The sequence below is a fragment of the Natrinema salinisoli genome (assembly GCF_020405205.1).
In the GTDB taxonomy this organism is placed as follows: Archaea; Halobacteriota; Halobacteria; order Halobacteriales; family Natrialbaceae; genus Natrinema; species Natrinema salinisoli.
Genome location: NZ_CP084469.1, coordinates 352,028 through 367,291 on the forward strand (window position 1 = coordinate 352,028; position 15,264 = coordinate 367,291).

The window sequence follows — 15,264 nt, forward strand, 5'->3', positions numbered from 1 at the left end:
GAACGGGCTAAAAGCTACCTCCGTCACACTTAAGCGAACCGGCGGCGAAGTCTACCAATTCCGGTGGTTAGGACGTTTCCCACTCGAGTTCGACCCGGGTGCCGTCCGCCCGGCAGGTTTCGAGGGCGTGTTTCGCCTCGAAGCCCGCCTCGTGGGCGCTGGCTCCGCGGCCGACGCCGACCTGCATCTCCACGTCGACGGCCTCCGCGACGTGGGAAACCGCTTCCTCGTAGTCGGCCTCCTCGAGGTCGGGACAGACGACGATGACGTTGTCGCCGCCGACGAAAAACGAGAGGCTGTCGTGGGTGTACCGCATGTGTCGCATGAGTTCGGCGTAGCCCTGTTCGATCTCGATGAAGGTGTCGAACGCGTTGAGTTCGTCCGTGTAGTTGCCGGTCGCGTTGACGACGTCGAAGTGAGCGATCTGGACGTCGTCGTCGGTTCGGTGCGGGTCGTCGATGACCCGGCCCTCGAGACACTCGCGGCGGTCCTTGTCCTGTGCGCTGCCGGCGTCTTGGAGGCGTTCGGTCGCGTCCGAGAGGGCCTGAACGGGGCTCGTGCCGGTCGCAACGCCGAGGCTGAGCGTCACGGGATAGCGGTTCCCGACCGACTCCTGGAGGAGAGCGTGATCCTCGAGCGAGCAGCCGTTCGTGACCGCGATCATGTTGTCGAACCGGGTGAAGAAGACGTACCCGCCGCGGTTGCCGACGAACTGCGAAATATCCGCGAACAGACGGGACTGCATGGTCTGCAGGTCGGCTTCCCGCCGTGGCTCCGGCGTCACTGTCCACGGCCCGTAGTTGTCGATCTGAACGAGCGTAACCTGCGTGTTAGTCACGGTGGCCGACTCTTTCGAACGCCGTCGTATAAGTGATACGTAATCCAGATTCGTGATGGGGCCGGAGAGCGGGGCTCAGGCGTGTTTCTTTTCGGGATTTTTGCCCTTCGGGTGGTACACCCAAAAGTCACCCTCGCGCATCGCCGCGCCCACGGCCTTGTGCATGTCGAGCATCGTCTCGAACTCCTCCGGCTCGACGTACTCGAAGATCTCGCTGAGCGGCACGACCGTCTTGTAGTTGATCCGGATCGGGTAGTCGCCGTACTCCTCGACGAATTCGTCGCGAACCATCGGGAAGTCCTCCTCCTCGTCGACCTTGTCCGCGATGATCCGCATGTCGAACTTGCGCATGCCCTCGCTGCCCTCCTCGCCGTCGGGATCGACCGGCCAATCGGTACTCATACTCAAACGTGTGTAGGGGTCCCGCAAAAGGATTACTCCTCACCGGCGTCAGCTCGTCACCGGTCGATCAGGTCGATCCCAGTGATATCGAACCGCGCACCGCCGCGTTCCCCCTTCTGGACGGTCACCGTCCACCCGTGTGCGCCGGCGATCTGTTCGACGATCGCGAGTCCGAGACCGGTCCCGCCGCCGTCGCCCGAGTAGCCGCTCTCGAATACTGTTTCGCGTTCGGCAGGCGAGATACCGGGACCGTCGTCCGCGACGAAAACGCCACCGCCGTCCGCGTCAGCGCAGTCGCCGACCGTGAGCGTGACCTCGGGGCCGCCGTGCTCGATGGCGTTACGGATCAGGTTCTCGAGGAGTTGCGTCAGCCGAGGGCGATCGGCTCGAACGACGGCGTCCGTCTCGATCCGGAGCGTCGCGTTGGCCGTCTCGACGTGTTGCCAACACCCCTCGACGAGCGGCGCGAGCTCGATCGGTTCGATCTCCGGGCTCGGGTCGCGCTCCTGTGCGATCGCCAGGATGTTTTCGATCAGAACCTCCATTCGGTCGTGGGCCCAGGCGACGGCCTCGAGGTCCTCGCCGTCACAGTCGGGGTTCTCGCGGGCCTGCTCGAGCCGACCCTGCGCGACGTTGAGCGGGTTCCGGAGGTCGTGGGAGACGATACTGGCGAAGCGGTCGAGTCGTTCGTTCTGTGCTTTCAGTTCGCGCTCGCGCGCCTTGCGTTCGGTGATGTTGCGCAGGACGCCGACGGTACTCTGAAAGCGTCCGTCCTCGTCCGACGGGAGGGTCGCGATGTGATTCTCGATGGGGACCCGCTCCCCGTCGACCGTAATGATCTCCATTTCGAACGACGCGTGCTCGCGGTCATCTGCGCTCAGCAACGCGGCGATTTCCGCCTCTCCCTCGGCGATATCCTCTGCGTCCAAGAGCCGCGAGACGTGTTCGCCCACCAGTTCGTCCGGGGTGTACCCCGTCGTCGTTACGTCTGCGTTGATCGGCGGCACGATCCGGGTAAAGTAGCCGTCGGGGTCCAGACTGTACACTTCGTCCGGGATCGTTTCGAGAATCGTCTCGTACTGCTCGAGTTCGCGTTCGCGCCGCGTGCGCTCGGTGATATCGCGGACGACGCCGGCGACGCCCCTGTAGCGGCCGTCCTCGAGCGGGAGCAACGAGACGTGATCCTCGCAGCGAATCGGCTCGCCGGCGCTCGTCTCGACGGTGATCTCGTAGGTCCCCTGGTACCCAGTGGTGTCCTCGGAGAGCAGCGAGCGGACGCAGTCCTCGCCGCGCTCGACGGAGGCCTCGTCGAGCAGGAAGGACACGTGCTGCCCGACAAGTTCGTGTTTCGCGTAGCCGGTCATCTCGGCGTAGGCGTCGTTGACGAACTCGTATCGCCCGTCGGCATCGACGGTATAGACGGGATCACCCAGCGCGTCGATAATCGTCTCGTAGCGCTCGAGGGTGCGCTCGCGCTCCTTGCGGTCCGTGATGTCCTGGACCATACAGATCATGTCGCCGTTGCCGGTCGTCGAAAGCGAGTGGGATTCGACGAAGGTACTGCCGTCCTTCCGGCGGCCGATCGTCTCGCCGTGCCAGTCCCCCTCCGCGAATACCGCGGGAATGATCTCCTCGTGGGCGGTCTCGACCTCGTCCTCCGGATAGAGCAGCTCCCAGTGCTCGCCGATCATCTCGGCGGGCTCGTAGCCGTAGAGGTCGGCGTAGGCTCGATTCACGTACACTAACCGCCCGTCGGCGTCGAGCAGACTGATACCCTCCTGTGCGGTTTCGATGGCCTGAATCTTCCGCTCGCGCTGCAGATGGGCCCGCGACGTTTCGACGGCGCTGACCGTTCTCTCGGCCAACGTCGCGTACTGTTCGTCGTCCTCGCCTTTCGGCACGTAGTCCGTCGCGCCGGCCCCGGTCGCCTCGCTCGCGAGGGATTCCGATCCCGAGCCGGTAAAGAAAACGAACGGAACGTCCTCGTGGGCCTCCCGGACGGCCGCCAGAAACGCCAGCCCGTCCGCGTCGGGGAGCGCGTACTCCGAGACGATGCAATCGATCTCGGTCGTCTCGAGGCGCTCGAGCGCATCGCTCGCGGTGGTCGCGTGCAGTAGTTCGCTCGGGGAAGCCGCTCGCTCGAGGAACTCGGCGACCGTGGCCGTACACTCCGCGTCGTCGTCCACGTGCAGCACGCGGATCGGGTCCATCGAGACGCTTCCCGGGAGAGATTCGTCCCGGATGCTCATGGGGTCTGTCTCGGGACGACGAGCATATAGATTGGGGCCAACCCGAAGCGAATTTCCGGAGATGAGCCACGTTTAGTCGATTTTTCTGAATTACAATCACGAACGGAAGTCGTCAAATCCGATAGGTCGGTCGAGAAAGGTTCGTATCGATGACAACGTCTCAAGACTACGCGCTCGAGCAGGCACCCCCGAACCGCGTCGACAGGGGGCCGGGTTTCGGAGTCGGTTACTCCGTACCGATTCCATCGCGGAGGTCGATGTCGGTGCGGTCGGCGACGTCGGCCAGGATCGCACCGGCCCGGTCGTCGTCGACGTCGTCGAGGAGACAGCCGATAAAGGAGGCGAGGAGTTCCGGTCGTATCTGAAGGTCGACGTAGCCTACTTCGCCGCCGGCGACGACGAAATCGACGTCCCACTCGTTGGCTTCCGGATCGGTCATTCGAATATCCGCCCACTCGTCGGCCGGAGTTTCAGGGTCTGTGAAAATTTCGTTCGGCATGAGTATACGATACTGGCGGCCGGCGCGTATAACCCCTCCGTCGGTTCGCAGGGAGTGAATCCGTCGGAGAGACGGGCTCGAGTCCGCCCACAGCCGTCCCGGTCACTCGGACTCGCTCGGGAACGTCGATGGCTCGAGCAGTCGGAGGCAATCGGGCTCGAGCCTCCATCGAAAATTCCAATTTTCATCGGTAATTATAAATTTGAACAGGTTAGGGATTAAATTGGAAGCGAGTCTCATAGAGGGCTACATCGAAATGCCCAGGTGCTGGAACCACCCGAGGCTTGCTTCCAAATCCCAGACCGGGATTCGCAAGCATGATTCCATACATACCACCGGGATATAAACGTCCCGCACGACAGCCGGTTCACCCGCCACGACCGTTATCGCCTCCGAATTCGGGGTCTCGAGCGATGGGGATGGTTCGATGAAGAGCGACGTCGACGCGAGTCCCGAGCGGAATTCGTCCCCGCTCCCCGACTGCCCTACCTGCGGCGAGCCCGTCGCCTTCGTCACCGTCACCGGTCCGCACACCGGCTCCGCCAGTCCCTGCGGCTGCTCCGTCCCGCCCGGCCTGCTCGAGCGCGACTAGGTCGGGGTGCTCACTCGAGCCCCCGACGATCAGCCGGCCGGTCGGCGATCCGTTCGGGATCATCACACCACCTCCGTCGAGACCATTCGTCGGCCGGTCGGCTCGGAAGCGGGGCGCTCGAGTCCGGATGTTCTCGGTAGAGTGCAGCTACCTACTCGAATTGGTCGGCAACGAAATCATCGATCGAACAAGCAGCAAACGGTGGGATGAATTCTTCCGCGAGGAATTTCCGTATGTCGACGTTTGTAGACTTTGGTTCACCTTCGATAACTGCGTCTCGCTTAGCAATTGCAGCGATTGCGTCCGATAGATCGACTTCAGCGATTGCTTCTTTCGTTTCTCGGGATCGGACATCCTTTGCCCAGAGAACCCAGCGGAGACCATCTGTCCCGATGGCGACCAGATATCGTTTCTCTATAGTTTTGAGATACTTTGCAAACGTGTCCGACTCTACGTACTCCTCGATGTCAGCAGTCGCACGTCGCTTGCTTCCCGTAAGCTGTTCTTCGTTGGCAGCTTTCGCTTCTAGAATGCAATCGGTTTGCGGCGAGACGTTTTTGAGTAGGTAGTCCGGCCGATTGATCTCGATATTTCGGTAGGTGCTCGGTCGACGGACGAAGTGTGGTCCGGTTCCGACGTAATCCTCTGAGATCGGATTTCGATACCCAAGTCCATGGAGAATTGGTTCGATAAGATACTGCTCCGTGAAATCCTCTGGTGCTTGCTCGACTTTTGGGCCAGAGAGGGTCCTCGTGGTACGGCAGAGTCGACGCAACTCCCCACCTTCACCTAATTCCCGGAACTTTCCGGGAAAGACCGTCAGCTGCTGACGGACCCGTTCTGCGATAACTGTGTCTGCGTTGAGTCCCATGTTCGGACTCTCAGCAGTCATTCCCCGACGGCCTCCTCGACGATCTCGATTTCTTCGTCGGTCAACCCGTGCAACTCGTAGACGATTTCGTCGATCAACTCGCCCGTTTTCTCGATCTTTTCCTCGAGTTCTTCCGCGCGTTCTTTGGTCTCGAGATAGCTCTCGAGTCCGTCGCGAACGTCGTCGGCGGCGGGCAGCGTGAGCTTCCGGAGGCGGTCAACTAGAGAGTTGGCCTTGGTGGCAGTCTCACGGAAATTCGCGAAGCCGCCGGCCTCGTCGACGGCGACGGGGACGAAGGCTTCGATCAAGTCGGCCTCATCGCAGTCCCACTCGTCTCGTTCCTGAATTCGCTCGTCGAGATAGTGCCCGGAGAAAAGATTCGGATTCGTATACGGCCGGTCCGACAGCGTCGCCTGATTCATGATACGCGGTACCTCGAATTGTCACACTAAGAAAGCACTGGTAGGAAAGGGCTGCTCGAAGTTTGAATCGTAACTACGAGTCAGTCGAATACACGCCGACCTGAGGAATTGACCCCCAGGTTCAATATAAAGTATAAATAGCTCGTGTAAGGGGTTCCGTTACAATGAGAACGAACTCGAACAGAATGGCGAACCGCTCGAGTATCGGTCTGACCAACGATCTCCAAATGGATTGCCGTCCGAATCATTTCGGAGGGCAAAAACGGGTACTAGCCTCGCTCAGTCGTCGGCCGCTTCGGCGTCGGACGTCTCGCCCAGTATCTCCTCGCGGTGCTCGTCGAGCAGCGGCGCGCGGCCGCGGGGTTCGGGGTTCGTCTCGGTCATCTTGATCGGGGTGCCGGCGATCTCGACGTCCCTGTCCGCGCCGGGCTGTTCGACGGGGACGAGCATGTTTCGAGCGTGGACGTGTGGGTCCTCGAAGATCTCCTCGGTGTTCTGGACGGGTGCGGCGGGGACCCGGCCCTCGAGCAGGCCCACGAGTTCGTCGTTGGTCTGCTCGAGGGCCCAGTCGGCGAGCTCCTCGCGGAGATCCTCGCGGTTCGCGAGTCGATCCGGCGTGGTGGGGTACTCCTCGGCCAGGTCCTCCCGGTCCATTACGTCGCAGAGTTCGGCCCAGTGGTTGTTGTTGAAGGCGGCGATGACGGCGTACCCGTCGTCCGTTTCGAAGGCGTTGTAGGGAAACAGCGTGGGGTGAGAGTTGCCCCGACGGGTGGGGGCCTCGCCGGTGTAGGACTGCTGGTAGATGGCGCGTTCGGTGAAGCTGAGCATCGAGTCGTACATGCCGGTGTCGACGTACTGGCCCTCGCCGGTCTGTTCGCGGTGGTTGACCGCGGCGAGGATGCCGATGCAGTTCAGCGTCGCGGTAAAGAGGTCGCCGACGCCGGGGCCGGTCTTCGTCGGCGGGCCGTCGGGCTGACCGGTGGTCTCCATGACGCCGCCGAGCGCCTGCGCGATGAGGTCGAAGGAGGGCTGGCCTTGCCGGTCGGTTTCGCCGGTCCGCGGGTCGCCGAAGCCGCGGATCGATGAGTAGATGATGTCCTCGTTGTACTCCGTGAGCGTCTCGTAGCCGAGGTCGTACTTCTCCATCGTCCCCGAGCGGTAGTTCTCGACGACGATATCGGCCTCTTCGACCAGCGAGAGGAAATCGGCGCGATCCTCGTCGTCGCCGAGGTTCAGTTCGATGCTCTTCTTTCCCCGGTTGACGCTCTGGAAGTAGCCCCCGTAGGCTTCGGCCTCGGGGTCGTCGACGAACGGCGGGTTCGACCGGATCATGTCGCCGCCCGGCCGCTCGATCTTGACTACGTCCGCGCCCATGTCCGCGAGCAACATCGTGCAGTACGGCCCGGCGAGCACCTGGGTTAGATCCAGCACGCGAAGGTTCGAGAGTGCACCCATATCTGTGTCCGTCCCTTCCGAAACCACTACCAAAACCCTTACCATCGATCATGTACTTTGTCTCTGCATACCAACGGTCGTGTGAACATCCAACATAGAGACGCTGTTAGGATGTTTAAGGAGTATTATCATGGAAGATCATTAGGTTTATACGGTGGTCCCTCATGGTTTTGGATACGATGTCCCAAACGGTCGTCCTCGGCGTGATCGGCTCCGATGCCCACGTCGTTGGCATCACAATCTTAGAGCAAGCCTTCAGTGCAGCCGGCTTCGATGTCGTGAACCTCGGCGTTCAGACCTCCCAGGAGGAGTTCGCCGACGCGGCGAAAACCCACGACGCGAACGCTGTACTGGTTTCTTCGCTCTACGGCCACGCCGAGCAGGACTGCCAGGGATTCCACAGCGTCCTCGAGGACGCGGGCGTCGACGCGGTCAGCTACATCGGCGGCAACCTCGCCGTCGGGCAGGACGACTTCGAGCAGACCCGGAAGACGTTCCGGGAGCTCGGATTCGACCGCGTCTTCGACTCCGAGACGGATCCCGAGGACGCGATCGCTGCGCTCCGCGAGGACCTCCAGATCTCGCCGACGGAGTCGGAGCGAGCGACTATTACCTCCTAGATGTCTAGATGATACGAGACGAACGCATTCCATCCGACGAGCTACGGCGTATCGACGAAGAGATCCGATCGAACTGGCCGACGGGGGAGGGCGTCGACTTCGAGGACGCCATCGAGTACCACGAGTCGCTTCCGGACCACAAGCGATTCGCCGACGTCCTCGAGTCCGCGGACAAACCACTCCTCCAGCCGCGAGCCGGCGTTCCGCGGCTCGACGATCAGATCGAACTCTTACAGTACCTCCTCGAGGAGGGGAAGGCAGATCTCCTGCCGACGACGATCGACTCGTACACGCGCGACAACGAGTACGAGAAGGCCCAGCAGGGGCTCGATAAGGCCCTCGAGACGGGCGACGACACCCTCAACGGCTTTCCGGCCGTCAATCACGGGGTCGACGGCTGCCGCGAACTGATCGACGCGGTCGACGCGCCGATCGAGGTCCGCCACGGGACGCCGGACGCCCGGCTGCTCGCGGCGATCACCTTCGCCGGCGGCTTCCAGAGCTTCGAGGGCGGCCCGATCTCCTACAACATTCCGTATACGAAGCGCCACGGACTCGAGGAAACCATCGAGAAGTGGCAGTTCGTCGACCGGCTGGCGGGGGCCTACACCGAACGCGGCGTGCGGATCAACCGCGAGCCGTTCGGCCCGCTGACGGGGACGCTCGTCCCGCCCTCGATCGCGATCGCGATCATGATCGTCGAGGGCAAGCTGGCAGCGACCCAGGGCGTGCGATCGATCACGCTCGGCTACGGACAGGTCGGCAACATCGTCCAGGACGTGGCCGCGCTGAACGCGCTCAAGAAGCTGGGCAACGAGTACCTGCCCGACGAGGTCGTCGTCACCACCGTCTTCCACGAGTGGATGGGCGGCTTCCCGCCGGATGAGGCCCGCGCCAACGGCGTCATCAGCCTCGGCGGCATGACCGCCGCCATCGCCCAGCCGGACAAGGTCATCACCAAGTCGCCCCAGGAGTTCCAGGGGGTCCCGACCAAGGAGGCCAACTCGGCCGGCCTGCGCACGACGCGGCAGGTCATCGACATGGCGATCGAGCAGCAGATCGACATCGACGGCATCGAGGAGGAACAGGACCTCATCGAGCGCGAGACACGGTGTCTGATGGACACCATCTTCGAGCACGGCGACGGCGACGTCGTCCAGGGCACGCTCAAGGCGTTCGACTCCGGTGCGCTCGACGTGCCGTTCGCACCCAGCGACAGCGCACAGGGTGCCGTCCTCCCCGCGCGGGACGACGACGGTCGCGTCCGCATCTTCGAGTGGGCCGACCTCGAGATGGACGACGACATCAAGGAAATTCACAAGGCCCGACTTTCACAACGCGCCACGACCGAGGGCCGCGACCAGTCGTTCCGGATGGTCGCGGACGACGTCGACGCGATCAGCGACGGCAAACTCATCGGCCGACCGCAGGGTGACGTCTAAATGGAGATTACAGGATTACACGCCACGCCCGGCTACTCCGGGTTCTTCTTCGACGACCAGCGCGCGATCAAGCAGGGAGCGGAACACGACGGCTTCACCTACGAGGGCGAGCCGGTCACCGACGGCTTCGACGAGATTCGCCAGGCCGGCGAGACGCTCATCGTCGATATCGAACTCGCGGACGGCTCCGTCCTGCGGGGCGACTGCGCCGCGGTTCAGTACTCCGGTGCCGGCGGGCGCGACCCGCTCTTCCAGGCCGAGGAGTACGCCCCCGTCATCGAGGGCCCCGTTGCCGACGCGCTCGAGGGGCGCGACGCGACCGACTTCCTCGCCAACGCGGAGCTTCTCGAGGAGCTGCAAGTCGATGGCGACCGGCTCCACACGGCGATCCGATACGGCGTTTCGCAGGCGCTCCTGGCCGCAGCCGCCGAGGCCGAGAACACGACGCGCACGGACGTGATGGCCGACGCGCTCGGGACCGAGCCCGCGACGGAGCCGGTGCCCGTCTTCGGGCAGTCCGGCGACGACCGCTACAATAATACGGAAAAGATGTTCGTCAAGGGCGTTCCCGTGCTCCCCCACGCCCTGATCAACAGCGTCGAGAAGATCGGCGAGAACGGCGAGACGCTCCTCGAGTACGTGGAGTGGCTCACCGAACGCTCCCAGGAACTCGGCCCGGAAGGGTACGAACCCCGCTTCCACATCGACGTGTACGGGATGATCGGGGAGATCTTCGGCGCGCCCTACGACCGCGACGAGGTGGTCGACTACTTCGCCGCGCTCGAGGAGGCCGCAGCGCCGTACCCGATTCAGATCGAGGGACCGATGGACGTCGGGAACCGCGCGGACCAGATCGACGCGATGGTCGAGCTCCGCGAGGGGCTCGCCGACGCCAACGTCGGCGTCGACATCGTGGCCGACGAGTGGTGTAACACCTTCGAGGACGTGCAGGCGTTCGTCGACGCGGGCGCGGCCGACCTCGTGCAGGTGAAGACGCCCGATCTGGGCGGCATCCACCGGAGCGGACAGGCGGTCCGCTACTGCGACGGGACCGACACCCGCGCCTACCTCGGCGGCACCTGCAACGAGACGGAAACCTCCGCGCGGGCCTGCGCCCACGTCGCGCTCGCGACGAACGCCGCGCAGGTGCTCGCCAAGCCCGGCATGGGCTTCGACGAGGGGTACATGATCGTCGAAAACGAGATGCGACGGACGATCGCCCGCCGCGAGCGGGACCGACAGCGAACCGGAACTGACGAGGTGACTGCAGATGACTGATTGGACCGATCCGGACACGTTCGCACAGGCGCTCGAGGAAGTCGAGACCAAGGAGAAGGGCAACTGCTTCGAGGATTTCGAGGAAGGCGACCTCATCGAGCACGACCCCGGGCTCACGCTGACCGAGTGGGGCAACGAGCAGTGGATGAGCCAGACGCTCAACCACGATCCCGCCTACTGGCGGAGCGACGCGGCCGAAGAGCGCGGGTTCGACGAACCGCCGATTCACCCGGACTACCTCACCGCCGCGACGCTCGGCATCACCGTCGAGGACCTGAGCGAGAAGGGCGGCTACTTCCTCGGCCGGACCGACGTCCGCTTCCCCGAGTCGCCCGTCTACGCGGGCACCGAACTCCACGTCGAGAGCGAGGTCGTCAACTGCGCGACCTCGAGTTCCCGACCCGAGTACGGCATCGTCTCCTGGCGAACCCGCGGTAAAGACGCAGCAACCGGCGACGTACTCTGTTCCTACGAGCGGACGAACATGATTCCGCGACGGGAGCCGATGGCTACCGACGGAAGCGGCGCGGCGGCCGCCGAAGGAGACGACGACGGCCCCGAACTCCCCGAGGAGTTCATCGCCCCCGAAGGGGGTTACTACGAGGACTTCGTCGAGGCGCTCGAGGAGGCCGAGGATCGCGACGCGGCCGTCGCCTACCGTCACGAGCGCGGTCGCACGCAGGACGACGTGACCGTGGCTTCGCTGCCGTTGGCGACGCTCAACACGGCCAAGCAGCACCACAACGTCGACGTCATGGCCGATTCGCCGTCGGGCAACATCGTCACCTACGGTGACGTGACCCGATCGACCGCGCTGGGACACGCCCGCTCGGACGAGCAGACCTGGCGCGAGGTCGGCTTCGACGACGAATCCTTCCACACGTTCGTCGCCGTCGGTGACACCGTCTACGCGTTCACGCGCGTGATCGAGGCCGACGACGACGCCTCGAGCGACGAGGCGGGGACGGTGACCTTCGAGCACATCGCGTTCAATCAGGACGACGAACCCGTCTACTCGGGGACGCGAACCGCCGAGATTCGAAAGCGTTCTAACTGACACGATCGAACATCATAATCGACAGCGGACAATTACGAACCCAGACACGTACACATGACTGACGACATTCGACTCTGCCGCACGTTCCAGACCGCACCGGCCGCCGTTCCGAAAGACGACTCGGCGAAGTATCTGACCTCCGCACTCGAGGCTGAAGGCTTCCAAGCCCCCGACTGGCTCGTCCCCGACATGGAAGACGGGACGGCACCGGACATGAAAGCCGAGGGACTGGAGAACACGATCGAGAAGGTTCCCCAGTACGACTTCCCCGGCGAAATCTGGCCCCGCGTCGAGTGGAGCTACGAGGACGAGGAGTACTGCGAGAAGGGGCGCAACCAGATCGACCGCCTCGTCGGCGAGATCGGCGACGAGATCGACGGCGTCGTCGTCCCCAAGGTCGGCCGTCTCGAGGACGTGAAACGCGCCGCCGAGGTCGTCGCCGAGGCGGAAGCCGAACACGGCTACGACGATGGCTCGATCGGCCTCTCGATCATCATCGAGACTGGCCGCGCCCGCTCCGATCTGCGCGAAATTTCCAAGTTCGGCGAGGACTCCCGACTCACCGCGCTCGTCTTCGGCCCCGTCGACTACGCCGCTGAACTCGGCGGCCGCGACCTCGGCGACGGCATGCCCCGCTGGGACGGCCTCCTCGAGGCCCTCTCGAACGAAGCCAGCGCCGGCGGCCTGCTCTCGATCGGCGGCCCCTTCGACGACCTGTTCAAAGAGCGCGCCGGCCTGACCTACTACAACGCCGACGAGTACGCCGATCAGGTCGAACACGAGGCCCAACTCGGCCTCGACGGCTCCTGGTCGCTGTACCCCAAGCAGACGATCCAAGCCAACACCGTCCACATGCCCACGCCCGAGGAACTCGAGCGCGACGTCCACAAGATCGAGCGCTTCAACGAGGCCAAACGCGAGGGCACCGGCGCGGTCACGATCGACGGCCAGATGGTCGACGAAGCCACGTTCAAGAACTTCCGCAACACCGTCCAGCAGGTCCGCGCGATCGACGACATCCGACCCGCACAGACCGAGGACTACTACGACGCTGAACTGCTCGACCGAGCGCGGGAGCTCGAGTTGTCTTACCGCTAAGGGACGCAAGCGGACGCTAGACTCAACGATTGACTGATTTCGAATTTTCTCCGATGGGTTCGTTACGGAGAGCAGCGCATGTCGATGACCCTCTGTGACACCCGAATCGACCTCACAATGTGCGGTGGCGCGCGCTGTCGGACGACTGAGCGGTGCGAGGCGCGAACGGAGTGAAGCGCCTCGGAAAGCGAACGGTGACCGAAGGGAACCGTGAGCACAGCGAAGTCGTCCGTCAACACTGTGCGAGGGATGAGAGAGCGACTATCAGGAGCGAGCGAATCGGATGGGGAGGGCGTGGCGATTCCCTGTTGCCACGATAGCAGGACTGCTGTTTTCGTTTAGGGTCTCACATTCGAACTACGCCCAGACGTGCTCGCTTCGCTGCGCGCGACTGGTCTCATTCAAATCCCAACGTGTCGTCTTCTCACTCGCGATACACCTCGCGGTGCTCGTCGTGTAGTGCTCGTGAGAAGACGGGGGGGATGGGATTCGAACCACGGTCGGAGCGAAGCTCCTCCCTGATTCAAATCCCACCGTTCCGTTTCCGCTCCAGAGACTCCGCACTGCGTTCGTCGTATTCTCTCGCGGAAAACGGTGGGGATGGGATTCGAACCCATGAGGCTTGACAGCCACCTGCTCTCAAGGCAGGCGCGTTGGGCCGCTCTGCCACCCCACCTCACCTGCACGTTTGCCACACGTTCAAAAAGGGTTGTCGGTCTATTCGCGCTCGAGCCCGCCGCCCTCACCCACACGAATCCCCAGTTCGTCCACCAGTGCCGCCGTCGCCTCGGCACCCGGCCGACCGGCGGCCTGCCTGGCCTCGAGTCCGGCGACGGTTTCCCGCAACCCGGCCGGCGTCGCCACGGTCGGGAGCATCGGTGCGAACCCGACGCCCAGTCCCGCATCGGCCCCGCGCCGTGCCAGCGTCGACAGTTCGGGCGTCGCGTACGCGTCCGCAAAATCGATCGGTTCGGAAAAGCCCGCGAAGTACGCGTCCCCGCCGGTCGACGGTCCCAGCACGACCTCGTGACGCCGGAGCGACATCGCCGCGCCGTCGATCTCCGTCCGGCCCACCAGCGGCACCGTCGGCTCGAGTATTCCCACACTTTGGGCACCCTCCTGCTCGAGCAGGTGCGTGACGGTGTTGCCGACGCGGGCCGAGCGACTCGAGCCGACCTGCCGTTCGAATCGGACCTCGGCGTCCTCGCCGAGCGCGTCCAGCGCGAGCGCCCGGATTTCGGCTTCGGGGTCGCCATCCGCGTGCGCATCGGGGAGGGTCTCCGCGTCGCGGTAGTTGATCAGGAGGTCGCCGCCGCTCGAGGAGACGGCCCACAGGACGTCGGCGACGGTAGCCTCGTAGAGCGCGACGGCTTCAGCTTCGGTGAGCGGTGATCCATCGACGAGCGCGGACAGAACGAGCCCCGCTCGCGGCGGATCGACCGGGACGACGACGATCATGCCTCGTACTCCGTGCGCGCGGTCCTTGAACGCGGCGCTTTCGGGGCTCGAGCGGCGGACCCTGGACCGAAATGATAACGAATTATAGTGGTGTAGCGCCTCGGCCCTGATATGGACGAACGAACGATCGCCGGACTGCTCGGAACGCTCGTCATCGCCGCGCTGGCAGTCCTCGGCGCGTACGGATTCGGAACCGCCTACCTGCTCGACTCTCCCGGCGCGTTCTTCGCGCCGACGATCGGCGCACTCGTCGTCGCGGTCCTCGCCGTCGGCGCGCTGATCGCTTCGGGTATCGGCTCGAAGCGCTGGCGTGCGAACCCCTACTGGTAGTCGCTCTCGCTGCCGCTGATTCTTACCGTTCCTGCCGTCCCTTCGTCTGTCGATAATCGGAAGCCATCAGTTCGACGAAAGTCTCGAGCCACGCCTGCGTCTCCGCGTCGGACTGCTCGCTGGGCTCGATCATCGGAACGAGCTCGAACCCGCGACCCCGGATTCGCGTGGCGTGGTCGTCGGGAAGCGCGAGGTCGTCGACCGGCGTCGTCGTGTACTCCACGCCGAGTTCCCGGAGCGCGCGCTCGCCGACGGGGACGAGAATTTCGGGGTTGATCATCCTGATCTCTGCGTTGAGATACGGGTCGCAGTTGTCGATCTCCTCGTCGGTCGGCTCCCGGTCCGGATCGCGACAGCGGGTGAGATTCGTCAGGTAGACGTTCTCGAGCCCGGGCGCATCCGCCGGCGACGTGACGTCACAGAGCCCGAGGCGCTCGAGCATCCGTCGGAGCCCACCGTCGCCGTCGCTGCCGCCCTCGCCGGCGAACGGGACGCCCAGTCGATCCGCCCGCTCCGTCGGTCGCTCGCCGACGAACAGGAAGTCCGCGCCGACGTCGCCGTAGCCGTGGACGACCTGCGTGCGCGTCTCACAGAGCGCCGGGCAGTTCCGACACTCCTCGTCCATCCCGTAGGGGTTCGCTCGAGACCGTTGA

15 protein-coding genes, 1 tRNA gene and 1 pseudogene are annotated in these 15,264 nt (G+C 63.9%); 7 read left to right on the forward strand and 10 right to left on the reverse strand.

Annotation, left to right across the window (positions count from 1 at the left end; genetic code table 11):
- Window positions 1–67 precede the first annotated feature (67 nt).
- The 4 genes from LDB05_RS01805 to LDB05_RS01820 form a co-directional block, all read right to left on the reverse strand.
- Window positions 68–838 (reverse strand): GTP cyclohydrolase III, encoded by a 771-nt coding sequence (locus LDB05_RS01805; RefSeq protein WP_226006221.1) that lies wholly within the window; start codon window positions 836–838, stop codon window positions 68–70.
- A gap of 75 nt (window positions 839–913) precedes the next feature.
- Window positions 914–1,240: a DUF5785 family protein gene (locus tag LDB05_RS01810; RefSeq protein WP_226006222.1), complete on the reverse strand. Its 327-nt coding sequence runs from the start codon at window positions 1,238–1,240 to the stop codon at window positions 914–916.
- 56 nt (window positions 1,241–1,296) lie between these two features.
- The gene (locus LDB05_RS01815) at window positions 1,297–3,489 is read right to left on the reverse strand and encodes a PAS domain S-box protein (protein WP_226006223.1); all 2,193 of its coding nucleotides are present in this window, start codon (window positions 3,487–3,489) and stop codon (window positions 1,297–1,299) included.
- Window positions 3,490–3,715: 226 nt separating this feature from the next.
- On the reverse strand, window positions 3,716–3,988 hold the full coding sequence (locus tag LDB05_RS01820; RefSeq protein ID WP_226006224.1) for a hypothetical protein: 273 nt from the start codon (window positions 3,986–3,988) through the stop codon (window positions 3,716–3,718).
- Window positions 3,989–4,415: 427 nt separating this feature from the next.
- Here LDB05_RS01820 and LDB05_RS01825 point away from each other — a divergent pair, with 427 nt between their 5' ends.
- A complete protein-coding gene (locus tag LDB05_RS01825) occupies window positions 4,416–4,580 on the forward strand; it encodes a hypothetical protein (RefSeq protein WP_226006225.1) in 165 nt (54 codons plus the stop codon).
- Between the two features lie 151 nt (window positions 4,581–4,731).
- Here LDB05_RS01825 and LDB05_RS01830 read toward each other — a convergent pair whose 3' ends face one another.
- The 3 genes and pseudogenes from LDB05_RS01830 to mct form a co-directional block, all read right to left on the reverse strand.
- The gene (locus LDB05_RS01830; protein WP_226006226.1) at window positions 4,732–5,472 is read right to left on the reverse strand and encodes a hypothetical protein; all 741 of its coding nucleotides are present in this window, start codon (window positions 5,470–5,472) and stop codon (window positions 4,732–4,734) included.
- A pseudogene (locus LDB05_RS01835) lies at window positions 5,469–5,768 on the reverse strand (restriction endonuclease); the annotation flags it as partial. The gene LDB05_RS01830 and the pseudogene LDB05_RS01835, both read right to left, overlap by 4 nt.
- A gap of 384 nt (window positions 5,769–6,152) precedes the next feature.
- A complete protein-coding gene (gene mct, locus LDB05_RS01840; RefSeq protein ID WP_226006227.1) occupies window positions 6,153–7,328 on the reverse strand; it encodes a succinyl-CoA:mesaconate CoA-transferase in 1,176 nt (391 codons plus the stop codon).
- Between the two features lie 164 nt (window positions 7,329–7,492).
- Between mct and glmS the strand changes: the two genes are divergently transcribed.
- The 5 genes from glmS to citE are packed head-to-tail and all read left to right on the forward strand — an operon-like array spanning window position 7,493 to window position 12,823.
- Window positions 7,493–7,948: a methylaspartate mutase subunit S gene (gene glmS, locus LDB05_RS01845; RefSeq protein ID WP_226006228.1), complete on the forward strand. Its 456-nt coding sequence runs from the start codon at window positions 7,493–7,495 to the stop codon at window positions 7,946–7,948.
- Window positions 7,949–7,956: 8 nt separating this feature from the next.
- The gene (locus LDB05_RS01850) at window positions 7,957–9,390 is read left to right on the forward strand and encodes a methylaspartate mutase subunit E (RefSeq protein WP_226006229.1); all 1,434 of its coding nucleotides are present in this window, start codon (window positions 7,957–7,959) and stop codon (window positions 9,388–9,390) included.
- Window positions 9,391–10,668 (forward strand): methylaspartate ammonia-lyase, encoded by a 1,278-nt coding sequence (locus tag LDB05_RS01855; protein WP_226006230.1) that lies wholly within the window; start codon window positions 9,391–9,393, stop codon window positions 10,666–10,668.
- Complete coding sequence (gene mch, locus LDB05_RS01860; protein WP_226006231.1) at window positions 10,661–11,725, forward strand: 2-methylfumaryl-CoA hydratase; 1,065 nt, start codon at window positions 10,661–10,663, stop codon at window positions 11,723–11,725. The genes LDB05_RS01855 and mch overlap by 8 nt, the downstream gene beginning before the upstream one ends.
- Before the next feature lie 54 nt (window positions 11,726–11,779).
- Complete coding sequence (gene citE, locus LDB05_RS01865; protein WP_226006232.1) at window positions 11,780–12,823, forward strand: L-malyl-CoA/beta-methylmalyl-CoA lyase; 1,044 nt, start codon at window positions 11,780–11,782, stop codon at window positions 12,821–12,823.
- A 592-nt stretch (window positions 12,824–13,415) separates the two neighbouring features.
- Here citE and LDB05_RS01870 read toward each other — a convergent pair.
- Both LDB05_RS01870 and LDB05_RS01875 read right to left on the reverse strand, forming a co-directional pair.
- A tRNA-Ser gene (locus tag LDB05_RS01870) sits at window positions 13,416–13,499 on the reverse strand.
- 41 nt (window positions 13,500–13,540) lie between these two features.
- Window positions 13,541–14,281: a hypothetical protein gene (locus LDB05_RS01875; RefSeq protein WP_226006233.1), complete on the reverse strand. Its 741-nt coding sequence runs from the start codon at window positions 14,279–14,281 to the stop codon at window positions 13,541–13,543.
- 111 nt (window positions 14,282–14,392) lie between these two features.
- Here LDB05_RS01875 and LDB05_RS01880 point away from each other — a divergent pair, with 111 nt between their 5' ends.
- Window positions 14,393–14,611: a hypothetical protein gene (locus LDB05_RS01880; protein WP_226006234.1), complete on the forward strand. Its 219-nt coding sequence runs from the start codon at window positions 14,393–14,395 to the stop codon at window positions 14,609–14,611.
- A gap of 22 nt (window positions 14,612–14,633) precedes the next feature.
- Here LDB05_RS01880 and LDB05_RS01885 read toward each other — a convergent pair whose 3' ends face one another.
- Window positions 14,634–15,236 (reverse strand): uracil-DNA glycosylase, encoded by a 603-nt coding sequence (locus tag LDB05_RS01885; RefSeq protein ID WP_226007857.1) that lies wholly within the window; start codon window positions 15,234–15,236, stop codon window positions 14,634–14,636.
- Between the last annotated feature and the right edge of the window lie 28 nt (window positions 15,237–15,264).

Coding starts and splice junctions, on each gene's coding strand:
- LDB05_RS01810 (WP_226006222.1), bottom strand. CDS start 1,240: ATGAGTACCGATTGGCCGGTCGATCCCGACGGCGAGGAGGGCAGCGAG.
- LDB05_RS01815 (WP_226006223.1), bottom strand. CDS start 3,489: ATGAGCATCCGGGACGAATCTCTCCCGGGAAGCGTCTCGATGGACCCG.
- LDB05_RS01820 (WP_226006224.1), bottom strand. CDS start 3,988: ATGCCGAACGAAATTTTCACAGACCCTGAAACTCCGGCCGACGAGTGG.
- LDB05_RS01825 (WP_226006225.1), top strand. CDS start 4,416: ATGAAGAGCGACGTCGACGCGAGTCCCGAGCGGAATTCGTCCCCGCTC.
- LDB05_RS01830 (WP_226006226.1), bottom strand. CDS start 5,472: ATGACTGCTGAGAGTCCGAACATGGGACTCAACGCAGACACAGTTATC.
- mct (WP_226006227.1), bottom strand. CDS start 7,328: ATGGGTGCACTCTCGAACCTTCGCGTGCTGGATCTAACCCAGGTGCTC.
- glmS (WP_226006228.1), top strand. CDS start 7,493: ATGGTTTTGGATACGATGTCCCAAACGGTCGTCCTCGGCGTGATCGGC.
- LDB05_RS01850 (WP_226006229.1), top strand. CDS start 7,957: ATGATACGAGACGAACGCATTCCATCCGACGAGCTACGGCGTATCGAC.
- LDB05_RS01855 (WP_226006230.1), top strand. CDS start 9,391: ATGGAGATTACAGGATTACACGCCACGCCCGGCTACTCCGGGTTCTTC.
- mch (WP_226006231.1), top strand. CDS start 10,661: ATGACTGATTGGACCGATCCGGACACGTTCGCACAGGCGCTCGAGGAA.
- citE (WP_226006232.1), top strand. CDS start 11,780: ATGACTGACGACATTCGACTCTGCCGCACGTTCCAGACCGCACCGGCC.
- LDB05_RS01875 (WP_226006233.1), bottom strand. CDS start 14,281: ATGATCGTCGTCGTCCCGGTCGATCCGCCGCGAGCGGGGCTCGTTCTG.
- LDB05_RS01880 (WP_226006234.1), top strand. CDS start 14,393: ATGGACGAACGAACGATCGCCGGACTGCTCGGAACGCTCGTCATCGCC.
- LDB05_RS01885 (WP_226007857.1), bottom strand. CDS start 15,236: ATGGACGAGGAGTGTCGGAACTGCCCGGCGCTCTGTGAGACGCGCACG.